The sequence below is a fragment of the Actinopolymorpha sp. B17G11 genome (assembly GCF_040196095.1).
Classification (GTDB): Bacteria; Actinomycetota; Actinomycetes; order Propionibacteriales; family Actinopolymorphaceae; genus Thermasporomyces.
On the sequence record NZ_JBEFTW010000002.1, the window covers coordinates 125,885 to 139,420 of the forward strand.

Here is a 13,536-nt window from a genome sequence, read left to right on the forward strand (position 1 = left end):
GGCAAAGGAGAGCAGTGGCAAAGGTCCGGGTCTACGAACTCGCCAAGGAGTTCGGAATCGAAAGCAAGGCCGTCATGGCCAAGCTCCAGGAGCTCGGTGAATTCGTCCGATCGGCATCGTCGACGGTCGAGGCGCCGGTCGTACGCAGACTCAAGGAGTCGTTCGCGACCGAGGGCGCCGGTGGAGCGAGGGCCGACGGCAAGGCGTCAGCGAAGAAATCCACGAAGAAGTCAACGACGGCGAAGCCCGCCGCCCAGTCCCCGGCGGCTGAGTCCCCGGCGGCCGAGTCCCCGGCGGCTGAGGTCGCCGCTCGCCAGGAGTCCCCGATCGAGGGTGCGAAGCCGGCACCGCCGCGGCCGGCACCGCCCTCCAGGCCGGCTGTCGCCGCGCCTGTTGAGCCGGTGACGCCGGAGGTACCGCAGACACCGGCGCCACGCCCTGCGGTGCCGCAACCCGCGGCGGAGCAGCCGAACGAGACCAGGCCAGCGCCCCCGCGGCCGGCCGAACCCGGCTTCCGTGAACCAGGACGCCCGGCGCCACGCCCCGCCCCGACACCCCGTCCGGGCCCTGCTCCCTCCCGCCCACCCCGCCCCGGTCAGGGCGGCGGACCGGCCGGCGGCCGTACCCGTGGGCCGGGCCAGGGCAGCGACCAGGCACGGCCCAGGCCGTCCGGACCACGCCATGGCACGGGTCCGCGTCCAGGCAACAACCCCTTCACCTCGACGACCGGTATGCGCGGTCCTGGCGCGGAGCACCCGGGCCCGGGTGGTCCGCGCCGCGAGGACGGTGGCGCCGGCACAGGCGCGGGATCCAGTCCCGCGGCGACGCCGGAGCGTCCCGAGCGTGGAGCTGACCGGCCAGGCGGTCCTCGCCCCAACCCGGGCATGATGCCGTCCCGGCCGGCTCCGGCGGGTCGCTCCGGCGGCCGCGGTGGCCCGGGCGGTGGTCCCGGAGGACCTGGCGGTCGTGGTGGCCCGGGTGCGCGGACCGGTGGCCCGGGTGGCCGGACCGGCGCGCCAGGCGGCGGTCGTGGCGGCCCTGGTGGTGGCCCCGGCGGCGGTCGTGGTGGCCCCGGCGGCGGCCGCGGTGGCCCCGGCGGCGGTGGCGGTCGGCCAGGAGCGCCGGCGGGCGCACCCCCCCGCGGTGGTTTCGGCGGTGGCCGTCCGGGTGCCCGTGGACGTGGCGGCACGGCGGGAGCCTTCGGGCGTCCCGGAGGTCCGGTCCGCAGGGGCCGCAAGTCCAAGCGCCAGAAGCGCCAGGAATTCGACAACATGCAGGCGCCGGCGATCGGTGGTGTGCGGGTTCCACGCGGCGACGGGCAGGCCGTCCGGCTGCCCCGAGGTGCGAGCCTCACCGACTTCGCCGAGAAAATCGGTGCGGACGCCGCGTCGCTCGTCCAGGTGATGTTCCATCTCGGCGAGATGGTCACCGCCACGCAGTCGGTGAGCGACGAGACCCTGCAGCTGCTGGGCGCTGAGCTCCAGTACGACGTGCAGGTCGTCTCGCCTGAGGACGAGGACCGCGAGCTGCTCGAGTCGTTCTCCATCGAGTTCGGTGAGGACGAGGGCGAAGACGTCGACATGCAGGCGCGACCGCCGGTGGTCTCGGTGATGGGTCACGTCGACCACGGAAAGACCAAGCTGCTCGACGCGATCCGCAACGAGGACGTCGTGGCAGGCGAGGCGGGCGGCATCACCCAGCACATCGGCGCCTACCAGGTCTCGACCGAGGTCGATGACATCGAACGCAAGATCACCTTCATCGACACGCCTGGTCACGAGGCGTTCACGGCGATGCGTGCCCGTGGCGCCCAGTCGACCGACATCGCCGTCCTGGTGGTGGCGGCCGACGACGGTGTGATGCCGCAGACCATCGAGGCGTTGAACCACGCCAAGGCGGCCGGAGTCCCGGTCGTCGTGGCGGTCAACAAGATCGACGTGCCGGACGCCGATCCGGCGAAGGTACGTGGGCAGCTCACCGAATACGGCCTGGTGCCGGAGGAGTACGGCGGCGACACGATGTTCGTCGACATCTCCGCGCGGGCCCGGACCAACATCGACGGGCTGCTCGAGGCGATCGTCCTCACCGCCGACGCGGCACTCGACCTGCGCGCCAACCCCGTGCAGGACGCGCAGGGCATCGCGATCGAGGCGCACCTCGACAAGGGCCGCGGTCCCGTCGTCACCGTCCTGGTCCAGCGGGGCACGCTCTCGGTCGGCGACTCGATCGTGTGCGGCCCGGCGTACGGCCGGGTGCGGGCGATGCTCGACGAGCACGGCGAGTCGGTCGACAAGGCCAGGCCGTCGCGACCGGTGATGGTGCTCGGTCTGTCCGCTGTTCCGCGCGCCGGCGACAACTTCCTGGTCGTCTCCGACGACCGGGTAGCTCGCCAGATCGCGGAGAAGCGGGAGGCGGCCGTACGCAACGCGTCGTTCGCCCAGCGCACCAAGCGGGTCAGCCTCGATGACATCGGCAAGCTGCTCGAGGAGCGTCAGGCACTCAACCTCATCATCAAGGGCGACGTGTCCGGTTCGGTCGAGGCGTTGGAGGATGCCCTCGCCAAGATCGACGTGGGCGAGGAGATCGACCTTCGGATCCTGCACCGCGGCGTTGGTGCGGTGACGGAGAACGACATCAACCTGGCGACGATCGACAACGCGATCATCATCGGGTTCAACGTCCGGGCGCAGGGTCGGTCGGTCGAGCGTCTCGCCGAGCGCGAAGGCGTGGAGATCAGGTTCTACTCCGTGATCTACCAGGCCATCGACGAGGTGGAGGCGGCCCTCAAGGGCATGCTCAAGCCGATCTACGAAGAGGTCCAGCTCGGCACGGCCGAGGTGCGCGAGGTCTTCCGGTCGAGCAAGTTCGGCACGATCGCCGGCTGTCTCGTCCAGAGTGGAACGATCCGGCGCAACTCCAAGGCCCGGCTGGTCCGCGACGGGACGGTCGTCCTCGAGAGCACCGACATCGCGTCGCTGCGCAGGTTCAAAGACGACGCCACCGAGGTCCGCGAGGGCTTCGAGTGCGGTCTCACCCTGCACAACTTCAACGACGTGAAGGTCGGCGATGTGGTGGAGACGTTCGAGATGCGGGAGAAGCCTCGCAACTGACGGCTGGGTAGGCCGGGCCCGGCAGGGTCCGGCCGCCTGGCTGTGGGTCGGTGTTCCGATGGTTCGTCCGTGTCGGACTGACACGGACGGTGCCGGGTTCGTACGGAACTGGGCGCTCGCAAGCTCGCGGATGTTCGTCCCGTACGAACGTGGGAATGCCGCCCGCGCTTGACGTCTCGACACGGACGAACCACCGGAACACCTCCGGGCTGGCCGGACCCTGCCGTGCTCGGCTGCCGGCAGGTGACGGGCCCAGGGGCGGTAGGTGCGGGTTCTGTGTGCCGCGCGGGTGGGGGTTCTTCGGATGGGTGAGGTCTGAGGTGTTCACTGGGACTTTGCGGGTGGATCTGCGGCTGGGGGACGTGCGGTCGCTGAAGCAGAAGCGGTCGGTCGTACGGCCGATCATCGCCGAGGTCCAGCGACGGTTTCAGGTCTCGGTCGCCGAGACCGCACATCACGACCTCTATCGTCGGGCGGAGATAGGCGTCGCCGTGGTGAGCGGGGACGGCAGCCGGTGTCGGGACGTCCTGGACTCGATCGAGCGTGCGTTGGCCGCACGTCCAGAGGTTGAGCTGCTGGTGGCCCACCGGCAGCTGTTCGCCGCTGGCGACGATCAGGACGTTTCGTGACATCCACTGACAGACCGCCGAGGAGAGGATGGTCATGAACCAGACGCGGGTGAACCAGCTCGCCGACAGGATCCATGTCATTGTCGCGGCAATGCTCGAGCGCCGGGTCAAGGATCCGCGGCTCGGTTTCGTGACGGTGACCGAAGCCCGTCTCACCGGCGACCTTCGCGACGCGACCGTGTTCTACACGGTGTTCGGCGGCGACCAGGACCGGGCCGGCACGGCTGCGGCCCTCGCCAGCGCGACGGGGCTGATCCGCTCGGAGGTGGGGCGCCAGCTCGGGCTCCGGCACACTCCGAGCCTGACATTCGTTCCTGATGCAGTGCCGGAGACCGCCTCGCACATCGAGGACCTGCTCCAACAGGCCAGAGAGTCTGACGCCGAGGTGGCGCGCCGGGCGGCCGGGGCGATGTACGCCGGGGATGCCGATCCGTACCGCTCGCCGCCCGAGGAGGACGAGGAGTGACAGGGGAGTGACGGAGCAGTGACAGCGGCGGTCGATGGGATCGTCGTGGTGGACAAGCCGGCAGGCTGGACCTCCCACGACGTGGTGGGGAAGCTTCGCCGGCTTGCCCACACCCGACGGGTGGGCCACGCGGGCACGCTCGACCCGATGGCGACCGGTGTGCTGGTCCTCGGTATCGAACGCGCCACCCGCCTGCTTGGCCACCTCGCGCTCACGGAGAAGACGTACGACGCGACCATCCGGCTGGGCCAGACGACCCACACCGACGACGCCGAGGGGACGGTCGTGGGCGGAGCGCCGGCCGGGGACCTCACCCGAGAGCGGATCGAGCAGGCGATCGGCGATCTGACCGGCGAGATCCTCCAGGTGCCATCGTCGGTGTCGGCGGTGAAGGTCGCGGGAGAGCGGGCGTACCGAAAGGTACAGATGGGCGAATCGGTCGACCTTCCCGCGCGCAGCGTCGTCGTCCGACGCTTCGACGTCCACGACGTGCGCCACGTCGGCGACGTGGTCGATCTCGACGTGACGGTGGAGTGCTCCAGCGGCACCTACATCCGGGCGCTGGCCCGTGACCTCGGAGCTGCACTGGGTGTGGGAGGGCATTTGACCGCCCTCAGGCGTACCCGCGTCGGTGTGTACGGCCTGGACATGGCTCGGACTCTCGACGAGCTGGAACGCGCCTTCGCGATCGTCCCGATCGGCGAGGTGGCGGCCCAGACATTTCCCCGCTTCGACGTCGACGACGCCACCGCCCGGCTGGTGACGTTCGGGCAGAAGCTGCCGGGTGTCCAGGTCGGTGGCGGGCCGGTGGCGATCTTCGCGGCGGACGGTACCTTCCTCGCGTTGTACGAGGACACCGACGAAGGCGCCAAGCCGGTCGCCGTGTTCGCCGGTTGAGCACGCCGCCGCATCCGTTCATCACCCTCGATCGCCTTGATCCCGCGAGCCCTTTGATCGCCGGGGCCATGGGCCGGTTCCCGGCCCCTGTGGTCGGCAACGAACGTCGGCTCACTGTCCTGTTCTGGCCCGCTACTGTCCGACTCCTGCACGCATGTCACAGCCTGCGACCCGTCCCGTAGGTTTCACGGTGATCACTGCGTACCTCGAGAAGGCAGGTTGCGTCGTGCCCACAGTGCCCTTACGTCGCCGGGTCCGAACCGTCCTCATCGGACTCATCGCCATGCTCATCGGCATGGCGCCCGCCGCTGCCGCCGACACCAGGCCGGCCGAGGCGACAGTTGCCGACGGATCGACCGCGGTGGCGCGAGCACGCGTCGCGGCCGACGTGCTGATGTCGTCGTACGACCCGGTGAAGGCGTGGTTCCCCTCCAGCTGGTGGAACTCCGCCGTTTCCCTCCAGACAATCGGCGACTACATGCAGCGCACCGGTGACCGGCGCTACCTGCCGCAGCTGGACAGGACGTTCGAGCAGAACAAGGGCACATTCCCGGCCGGCGAGTTGTCCAGCGACGAGCTGTGGGGCAACTTCACCAGTCGCGCCATCGACCACGGCGAATGGTGGGCTCTGAACTGGATCCAGGCCTATGACCTCACCGGTGACCGCAAGTACCTTCGGATGGCGGTCACGATCGCCGAGTTCACCTACGAGTACTGGGATTCGACCTGTGGCGGCGGTGTCTGGTGGGACGGGGAGAGGACGTACAAGAACGCCGTGACCAACGGCCAGTTCATCCGCCTGACCGCCGAACTGCACAACCGCATCCCAGGGGACAAGCTCTGGCTGGCCCGGTCTCAGTCCGCGTGGGACTGGTTCGTCGGTAGCGGCATGATCAACTCCTCGAATCTGGTCAACGACGGCTTGAACAAGGACTGCCGGAACAACGGGCAGAACGTCTACACGTACAACCAGGGCTTGGCCATCGGTGCGGCGCTCGAGCTTTGGCGGGCGACCGGTGACCCGGAGCTGCTGAGCACGGCGCGCCGGCTCGCCGATGCCGCGATCGATGGCGGGCTGACCGTCGACGGCGTACTGACCGAGGTCTGTGACGCGCCCGATCGGAGCTGCAGCGACAACTCCAAGCAGTTCAAGGGAATCTTCCTGCGCTACCTGATGGATCTCGCCGACACCACAGGTGAGGCACGTTACCGAGCGTTCGTGGCCACGCAGGCGGCGACCATCTGGGAGCGCGATCGCGACGCCGCCGATCGACTCGGGGCCCGCTGGGCCGGTGGCACCACCACCGAGCATCCCAACGCGTTCGACTGGCGTACCCAGGCCAGCGCACTGAGCGCCTTGATCGCCGACATTCCGGTGCCGGCACCGAAGCACTCCCTCGGCGCGACCACCTCGCCCGCGCAGCCGGTCGTGATGCCCGCCAGCACCGGCACCACCAAGGTCCAGGCCACCATCGGGGTGTCGGTCACCGGACCGGCGTCGGAACCGGTGACCGCCCGGGTGACGGTCGAGGCGCCGGACGGCTGGACCGTCTCGCCCAGTAGTGGGGAAATCACCCTGAACCCGCGGGGCAGCGCGCACCCGGTGAGTGGCACGTTCCCGGTCGAGGTGACGGTCCCGGCGACCGCCGAGAACGGTCACCACGACGTGTCGGCGACGGTCACCGCCGCGCCTGGGCTGTCCTTCAGCACTCGGTCGGACGTGCTGGTCGCGCACCAGGTCGACTTCGACACCGGCACGGTCGACGAACGGCCGTGGCTGTGGGATGCCGACGGCTCCCAGAGCAACGGCGTCCAGAACCGCTTCGCCGACGGCAACCGCTACTTTGTCTACAAGTTCCCCTTCCCGAACGACACCACCACGGCTCGGGCCACTGTCACCATCGACAACGAGTACGTCGTCGACGTCAGCCCGGACGGCGAGCATTGGACCACCGTGCTGAGGGAGGAACGGCGTATCACCGACGGCAGCAACAAGGCCGACCAGGTGATCGACCTGACGCCGTACCTCGGTCCAGACAAGGCGACCTACCTGCGGGTGTCGGACTCGTATCCCGATGACGGCTGGGGCGGCCGCGTCTACCACGTCACCGCCACCGCCGACTAAGTACCTCCGCGATCCCGGACAAGGCTGCCCGGACGTACCAGGCAGGGCGTGACCTCGCGACAGCCTGTGGGCAGCGGTCCGGTTCGCCCGAGTGGTTGCACATGCCATCTGGCACCCTTGACCCGGGGGGCAGACGCTCCTGGTGTCCGGCACCCGACGATGATCCGGGCGACAACGATGGAGACGTGCATGCAGCGCTGGCGAGACCTCACCGACGTGCCGCAGGACACCGGACCGACGGTGGTCACCATCGGTGTCTTCGACGGCGTACACCGGGGTCACCAGCGCGTGATCGGGCGCACCGTCGAGCGGGCCCGCGAGCTGGGTGCGCTGGCCGTCGTGGTGACCTTCGACCCGCACCCGATGGCGGTGGTCCGTCCCGACGCCGTACCCCCGTTGCTGGCGACGATCGAACGCCGGACCGAGCTGTTCGAGGAGTACTCCACCGACGCCGTGCTCGTCGTCCCGTTCGACCAGCAGCGGTCCCACCAGCCCGCCGAGGAGTTCGTCCGCGAGATCGTCGGCGCGCTACGCCCGGTCGCGATCGTCGTCGGCGACGACTTCCGGTTCGGGTTCAAGGCCGCCGGAGATGTCGCGCTCCTGCGCCGGCTCGGCGCAGAGCTGGGCTTCGAGGTCGAAGGCCTCATCCGGCAGGATCCCGGCGCTTGCGAGGAAAGCGACGGTGGCCGGCCGATCGACACCAGGGCGGTCTCGTCCACCAGCGTCCGGCGCTGCCTCGAGCACGGCGACGTCGCCCAGGCGCTGGCCCTGCTCGGCCACGCGTTCCGGGTCGACGGCACGGTCGTCGAGGGCGCGCACCGGGGGCGTGAGCTCGGCTTCCCGACGGCGAACGTCCCGGCCGCCGCGGGGATGGCACTACCGTCCGACGGGGTCTACGCCGGCTGGCTGCGGGTGCGGACCGATGACGACGCGGGATGGCACGAGCCTCTGCCGGCCGCGATCTCGGTGGGCACGAATCCGCAGTTCGGCGAGGAGCCGCGCCGGGTTGAGTCCTACGTACTGGATCGTGACGATCTGGAGCTCTACGGCCGCACGGTCGCGGTGTCCTTCGTCGACCGCGTACGCGGTCAGGCCCGCTTCGGCTCCGTCGACGCCCTGGTGGAGCAGATGACCCGCGACGTCGAAATGGTACGCGAGATCCTCGCCGCCGAGCCCCCGGAATGATCACGCACGCATGGCAAATACCAACGATGCACGGCCATTTACCGCGCATCGGTGGGAATGATCACGCGTGCGTGATCATTCCTCGGAACGCGTGGAGCCGCACCGATTCCAGTCGGTCAGGTTACGGCTGGTAACCTGACCGGTGCCGTAGACCGGCCGCGGATCAAGAGTGCCCAGGTGAACCCGCCCTGGCGCGCCGCGCAACGGAATCCCGGAAGGAGCATCGTGTCGCTCGACGCTGCGACGAAGAAGCAGATCATCACCGAGTACGCAACCAAAGAGGGCGACACCGGCTCGCCCGAGGTCCAGGTCGCGATTCTCACTCATCGGATCAACCACCTGACCGAGCACTTCAAGACCCACAAGCACGACCACCACAGCCGGCGGGGCCTGTTGCTCCTCGTGGGGCAGCGGCGCCGGTTGCTCAACTACGTCATGAAGGAAGACATCTCGCGTTACCGCTCCCTGATCGAGCGGCTCGGCCTGCGACGGTAACGTGACAGGCGGGAGCGGCCCGGCCAGGCCCGGCCGCTCCCTACGCACAACACAGCAATCGGAGCGGTCCACGAGATCCGGCGGCAAAGGTCGCCGGTCCTCGGTAGTGGCCCCCGGGACTCCCACACCAGGGATGGATGACCCGGGAGCCTCGATCGAAGACCGGCACTCCGCGCCCGCGACCTCGTTCCGAGCACCGCTCCCTGGCCTCACAAGGAGGGAGCCCCAGTGGAGGGTCCCGGTATTCACACCGCCGAAGCAGTTCTCGACAACGGCAGCTTCGGAACCCGCAAGATCCGGTTCGAGACCGGACGTCTCGCCCGCCAGGCCGCCGGTTCGGTGGTCGCCCACCTCGATGACGACACGATGGTCCTGTCGGCGACATCGGCGAGCAAACAGCCCAGGGAACAGTTCGACTTCTTCCCGTTGACCGTCGACGTCGAGGAGCGTGCGTACGCCGCGGGGAAGATCCCCGGCTCGGTGTTCCGCCGCGAGGGCCGGCCGAGCGAGGACGCGATCCTCACCTGCCGGCTGATCGACCGTCCGCTGCGGCCGACGTTCGTCAAGGGCCTCCGCAACGAGGTCCAGGTCGTCATCACCGTGCTCGCGCTCGATCCCGACACGATCTACGACGTGCTCGCGATCAACGCCGCGTCCGCGTCCACCCAGATCGCCGGCCTGCCCTTCTCCGGCCCGATCGGCGGCGTACGGGTCGCGTTGATCAACGGCCAGTGGGTGGCATTCCCACGCGTGAGCGAACTCGAGAACGCCGTCTTCGACATGGTGGTCGCCGGACGGGTCCTCGAGGACGGGGACGTCGCGATCATGATGGTCGAGGCGGAGTCGACCGATCAGACCTGGGGTCTGGTCCAGAACGGCACCCCGGCACCGACCGAGGATGTCGTCGCGGAGGGCCTCGAAGCCGCGAAAGGTTTCATCAAGACCCTGTGCACCGCCCAGTCCAGGCTGGCCGACGTCGCTGCCAAGCCGACAGGTCAGTTCCCGGTCTTCCGCGACTACGAGGACGACGTGCTCGAGGCGCTCTCCGGAGCCGTCCGCACCGAGCTCGCCGAAGCCCTCACGATCGCCCACAAGTCCGAGCGCGAGGCGCGCCTCGAAGAGATCAAGGCACTCGCCGTCGAGCGGATCGGGGCCGACTTCGAAGGCCGCGAGAAGGAGATCAGCGCCGCCTTCCGTTCGCTCACCAAGACGCTGGTCCGTGAGCGCGTGATCGCCGACAAGGTACGCATCGACGGGCGTGGGCTCACCGACATCCGACCGCTGACGGCCGAGATCGGTGTCGTACCCCGCGTGCACGGTTCGGCGATCTTCGAGCGTGGCGAGACGCAGATCCTCGGTGTCACCACGCTCAACATGTTGGCGCTGGAGCGGCGGATCGGCCTCACCCTCGCCGAGGACACGACGAAGCGCTACATGCACAACTACAACTTCCCGCCGTACTCCACCGGTGAGACCGGTCGGGTCGGTTCGCCGAAGCGGCGCGAGATCGGGCACGGTGCGCTCGCCGAGCGGGCCGTCGCGCCGGTGCTGCCGAGCCGCGAGGAGTTCCCCTACGCCATCCGTCAGGTATCGGAGGCGATCAGCTCCAACGGTTCGACGTCGATGGGTTCGGTGTGTGCGTCGACACTGGCGTTGCTCAGCGCGGGCGTACCCCTGCGGGCCCCGGTCGCGGGCATCGCGATGGGCCTGATCAGCGAACAGAAGGACGGCAAGACCGAGTACGTCACGCTCACCGACATCCTGGGCGCGGAGGACGCGTTCGGCGACATGGACTTCAAGGTCGCCGGCACCCGGGAGTTCGTCACCGCGCTGCAGCTCGACACCAAGCTCGACGGCATTCCCGCGTCGGTGCTCGGTTCCGCACTCCAGCAGGCGAGGGAGGCCCGGCTCACCATCCTCTCCGTCATGGAGAAGGCCATCTCCACGCCTGCGGACATCTCGCCCTACGCACCGCGGATCATCACGATGAAGATCCCGGTCGACAAGATCGGCGAGGTGATCGGGCCCAAGGGCAAGGTCATCAACCAGATCCAGGACGACACCGGTGCCGACATCAACATCGAGGACGACGGCACGATCTTCATCGGTGCGGTCGACGGTCCGTCCGCGGAGGCGGCGCGCAGCGTGATCGCGAGCATCGCGACACCGACCATGCCCGAGGTGGGCGAGCGCTACCTCGGCACGGTGGTCAAGACCACCAACTTCGGTGCGTTCGTGTCGCTGGTGCCCGGCCGCGACGGCCTGCTGCACATCTCGAAGCTGCGGGCGCTGGCCGGCGGCAAGCGGGTCGAGAACGTCGAGGACGTCGTCAAGGTTGGCGACAAGGTGCAGGTGGAGATCGGCGAGATCGACGACCGCGGCAAGCTCTCGCTCGTGCCGGTCATCGAGGAAGCCGAGAAGTCAGCTGCCCAGAAGTGAACGGGCGCGCGATGCTGTCCGCGACCCTGACGCAGCCGTCCGGATCCACCCGGACCCTGCTGAAGGAAGGCGACGGCGGAGTTGTCCGGCGTACCGTCGCCCCTGGCGGCCTGCGGATCGTCACCGAGGCGATGCCGCAGGTGCGTTCGGTGACGTTCGGCGTGTGGGTCGGTGTCGGGTCGAGGGACGAAACGCCGTCCCTCGCCGGCGCCAGCCACTACCTCGAACACCTGCTGTTCAAGGGAACGAAGCGTAGGGAAGCGTTGGAGATCTCCTCCGCGCTCGATGCGGTGGGCGGCGAGATGAACGCCTTCACCACCAAGGAGTACACCTGCTACTACGCGCGTGTCCTCGACATCGACCTGCCGCTGGCCGTCGACGTGGTGTGCGACATGGTGTCGTCCTCGCTGATCACGGCGGCCGACGTGGACAGTGAGCGCGGCGTCATCTGCGAAGAGATCGCCATGCACGACGACGATCCGACCGACTCCGTCCACGACGTGTTCGCCCAACAGATGTGGGGTGACTCGCCGCTCGGTCGGCCCGTCCTCGGCACTCTCGAGTCGATCCAGGCGCTGACCCGGCGTCAGGTCGCCGGCTACTACCGGCGCCGCTATCGCCCGAACTCCATGGTGGTCGCGGTCGCTGGCAACGTGGAGCACCGCACGGTCGTACGCCTGGTGACGAAGGCATTCCGGCAGGCGGGGTTTCTCGACGCAGACGCGCCCCCGACGCCGCCGCGGATCGGCGGGGAGGGCCCGGAGCCGGCCAAGGGCGCTGTCCGGGTCGTCGAACGCACGACCGAGCAGGCCAACCTCGTGCTGGGCGTTCCCGGGCTGACGCGGACCGACGACCGGCGGTTCGTGCTCGGGGTGCTCAACGCCGCCCTGGGCGGTGGCATGTCGAGCCGGCTGTTCCAGGAGGTCCGGGAGAAGCGGGGGCTGGCGTACTCCGTCTATTCGTTCGCGTCCAACTACGCCGACGCCGGCATGGTCGGCGTCTACGCGGGGTGCCTGCCGGAAAAGATCGACGACGTGCTCGACATCTGTCGGGGCGAGCTGGCCAAAGTCGCCACCTACGGCATCACCGACGAGGAACTCCAGCGTGGCAAGGGCCAGTTGCGCGGCTCGCTGGTGCTCGGCCTCGAGGACACCGGTTCGCGGATGGGCCGGCTGGCCAAGGCGGAGCTCGTCTACGGTGAGCTGTTGAGCATGGACGAGATCCTCCGCCGGATCGACGCGGTGACCCTCGACGAGATCCGCGCGGTTGCGGGGGAGCTGCTGGAGGCGGCCCCGACGCTCGCGGTCGTCGGCCCGTTCGACGACCCTGACCGGTTCGCGCCAGTCGTCCGGTAGCCGACGACCGGCTGGCGCTTGGGTAGAGACGCTGTCGGACGGGGCGGACCACCCGACTCGGGCAGGAAGTGAGGGATGACCGGTGACGATCAGGGTCGGTGTACTGGGAGCCAGGGGGCGGATGGGTGCCGAGGTGTCCCGGGCGGTCGCCGCGGCCGACGACCTCGAACTTGTCGCCGAGGTCGACCTCGGCGACTCTCTCGATCTCCTGGTGGACAAGGGCGCGGAGGTAGTCGTCGACTTCACCCATCCGGACGCGGTGATGGACAACCTCCGCTTCTGCGTCAGTCAGGGCATCCACTCCGTCGTGGGGACCACCGGCTTCACCGGCGAACGGTTGGAGTCGCTGCGCGGGTGGATCGCCGACGCGCCAACCGGCGTGGGCGTTCTGGTCGCGCCGAACTTCTCGATCGGCGCCGTCCTCATGATGCGGTTCGCCCAGGAGGCGGCGGCCCATTTCGACTCGGTGGAGATCATCGAGCTGCACCATCCCGGCAAGGCGGACGCGCCGTCAGGCACCGCCGGGCGGACCGCCGAGCTCGTCAGCGCCGCCCGAGCGGCGGCCGGGCTGGGCGAGGTCCCCGACGCGACATCCCAGGAGGTCGACGGTGCGCGCGGTGCCCGGGTGGGAGGCGTCCGGGTGCACAGCGTCCGGCTTGCCGGCCTGGTCGCGCACCAGGAGGTCCTCTTCGGCGGCCATGACGAGACGCTCACCATCCGGCACGACTCCATGGCGCGGACGTCGTTCATGCCAGGCGTCCTTCTGGGGGTGCGCGAGGTGGTCGTCAACCCTGGCCTGACAGTCGGCCTCGAGCACTTCCTGCGTACGACCTGA

Annotated in this window: 10 protein-coding genes; all 10 read left to right on the plus strand. The window is 69.1% G+C overall.

The features are described from left to right. The first annotated feature begins 14 nt into the window (after positions 1–14). The 10 genes from infB to dapB all read left to right on the plus strand — a co-directional run bounded on the left by infB (position 15) and on the right by dapB (position 13,536). Positions 15–3,110 carry a translation initiation factor IF-2 gene (infB, locus tag ABN028_RS02985; RefSeq protein WP_349695533.1) on the plus strand — a complete coding sequence of 1,032 codons (3,096 nt, stop codon included), beginning with the start codon at positions 15–17 and terminating at the stop codon, positions 3,108–3,110. A 320-nt stretch (positions 3,111–3,430) separates the two neighbouring features. Continuing rightward, entirely contained in the window at positions 3,431–3,739 is a 309-nt protein-coding gene (locus tag ABN028_RS02990) for a DUF503 domain-containing protein (protein WP_349695534.1), read from the plus strand. Positions 3,740–3,767: 28 nt separating this feature from the next. After that, positions 3,768–4,205 (plus strand): 30S ribosome-binding factor RbfA, encoded by a 438-nt coding sequence (gene rbfA / locus ABN028_RS02995; RefSeq protein ID WP_349326362.1) that lies wholly within the window; start codon positions 3,768–3,770, stop codon positions 4,203–4,205. A gap of 18 nt (positions 4,206–4,223) precedes the next feature. Next, complete coding sequence (truB, locus tag ABN028_RS03000; protein ID WP_349326363.1) at positions 4,224–5,102, plus strand: tRNA pseudouridine(55) synthase TruB; 879 nt, start codon at positions 4,224–4,226, stop codon at positions 5,100–5,102. Positions 5,103–5,292: 190 nt separating this feature from the next. Continuing rightward, positions 5,293–7,227, plus strand: a complete 1,935-nt coding sequence (locus tag ABN028_RS03005) for a glycoside hydrolase family 76 protein (RefSeq protein ID WP_349695535.1) — start codon at positions 5,293–5,295, stop codon at positions 7,225–7,227. Positions 7,228–7,416: 189 nt separating this feature from the next. After that, positions 7,417–8,412, plus strand: coding sequence for a bifunctional riboflavin kinase/FAD synthetase (locus ABN028_RS03010; RefSeq protein WP_349695536.1), 996 nt, complete (start codon positions 7,417–7,419; stop codon positions 8,410–8,412). A gap of 225 nt (positions 8,413–8,637) precedes the next feature. Then, a complete protein-coding gene (gene rpsO, locus ABN028_RS03015) occupies positions 8,638–8,907 on the plus strand; it encodes a 30S ribosomal protein S15 (RefSeq protein WP_349326366.1) in 270 nt (89 codons plus the stop codon). A gap of 228 nt (positions 8,908–9,135) precedes the next feature. After that, positions 9,136–11,346 (plus strand): polyribonucleotide nucleotidyltransferase, encoded by a 2,211-nt coding sequence (locus tag ABN028_RS03020; protein WP_349695537.1) that lies wholly within the window; start codon positions 9,136–9,138, stop codon positions 11,344–11,346. Continuing rightward, positions 11,343–12,701, plus strand: coding sequence for a M16 family metallopeptidase (locus tag ABN028_RS03025; RefSeq protein WP_349695538.1), 1,359 nt, complete (start codon positions 11,343–11,345; stop codon positions 12,699–12,701). The genes ABN028_RS03020 and ABN028_RS03025 overlap by 4 nt, the downstream gene beginning before the upstream one ends. An 82-nt stretch (positions 12,702–12,783) precedes the next feature. Then, positions 12,784–13,536, plus strand: a complete 753-nt coding sequence (dapB, locus tag ABN028_RS03030) for a 4-hydroxy-tetrahydrodipicolinate reductase (RefSeq protein ID WP_349326369.1) — start codon at positions 12,784–12,786, stop codon at positions 13,534–13,536.

Bases quoted from the DNA above. Each gene is read 5' to 3' on its own strand.
- rbfA (WP_349326362.1), top strand. From the start codon at position 3,768: ATGGTCATGAACCAGACGCGGGTGAACCAGCTCGCCGACAGGATCCAT.
- ABN028_RS03010 (WP_349695536.1), top strand. From the start codon at position 7,417: ATGCAGCGCTGGCGAGACCTCACCGACGTGCCGCAGGACACCGGACCG.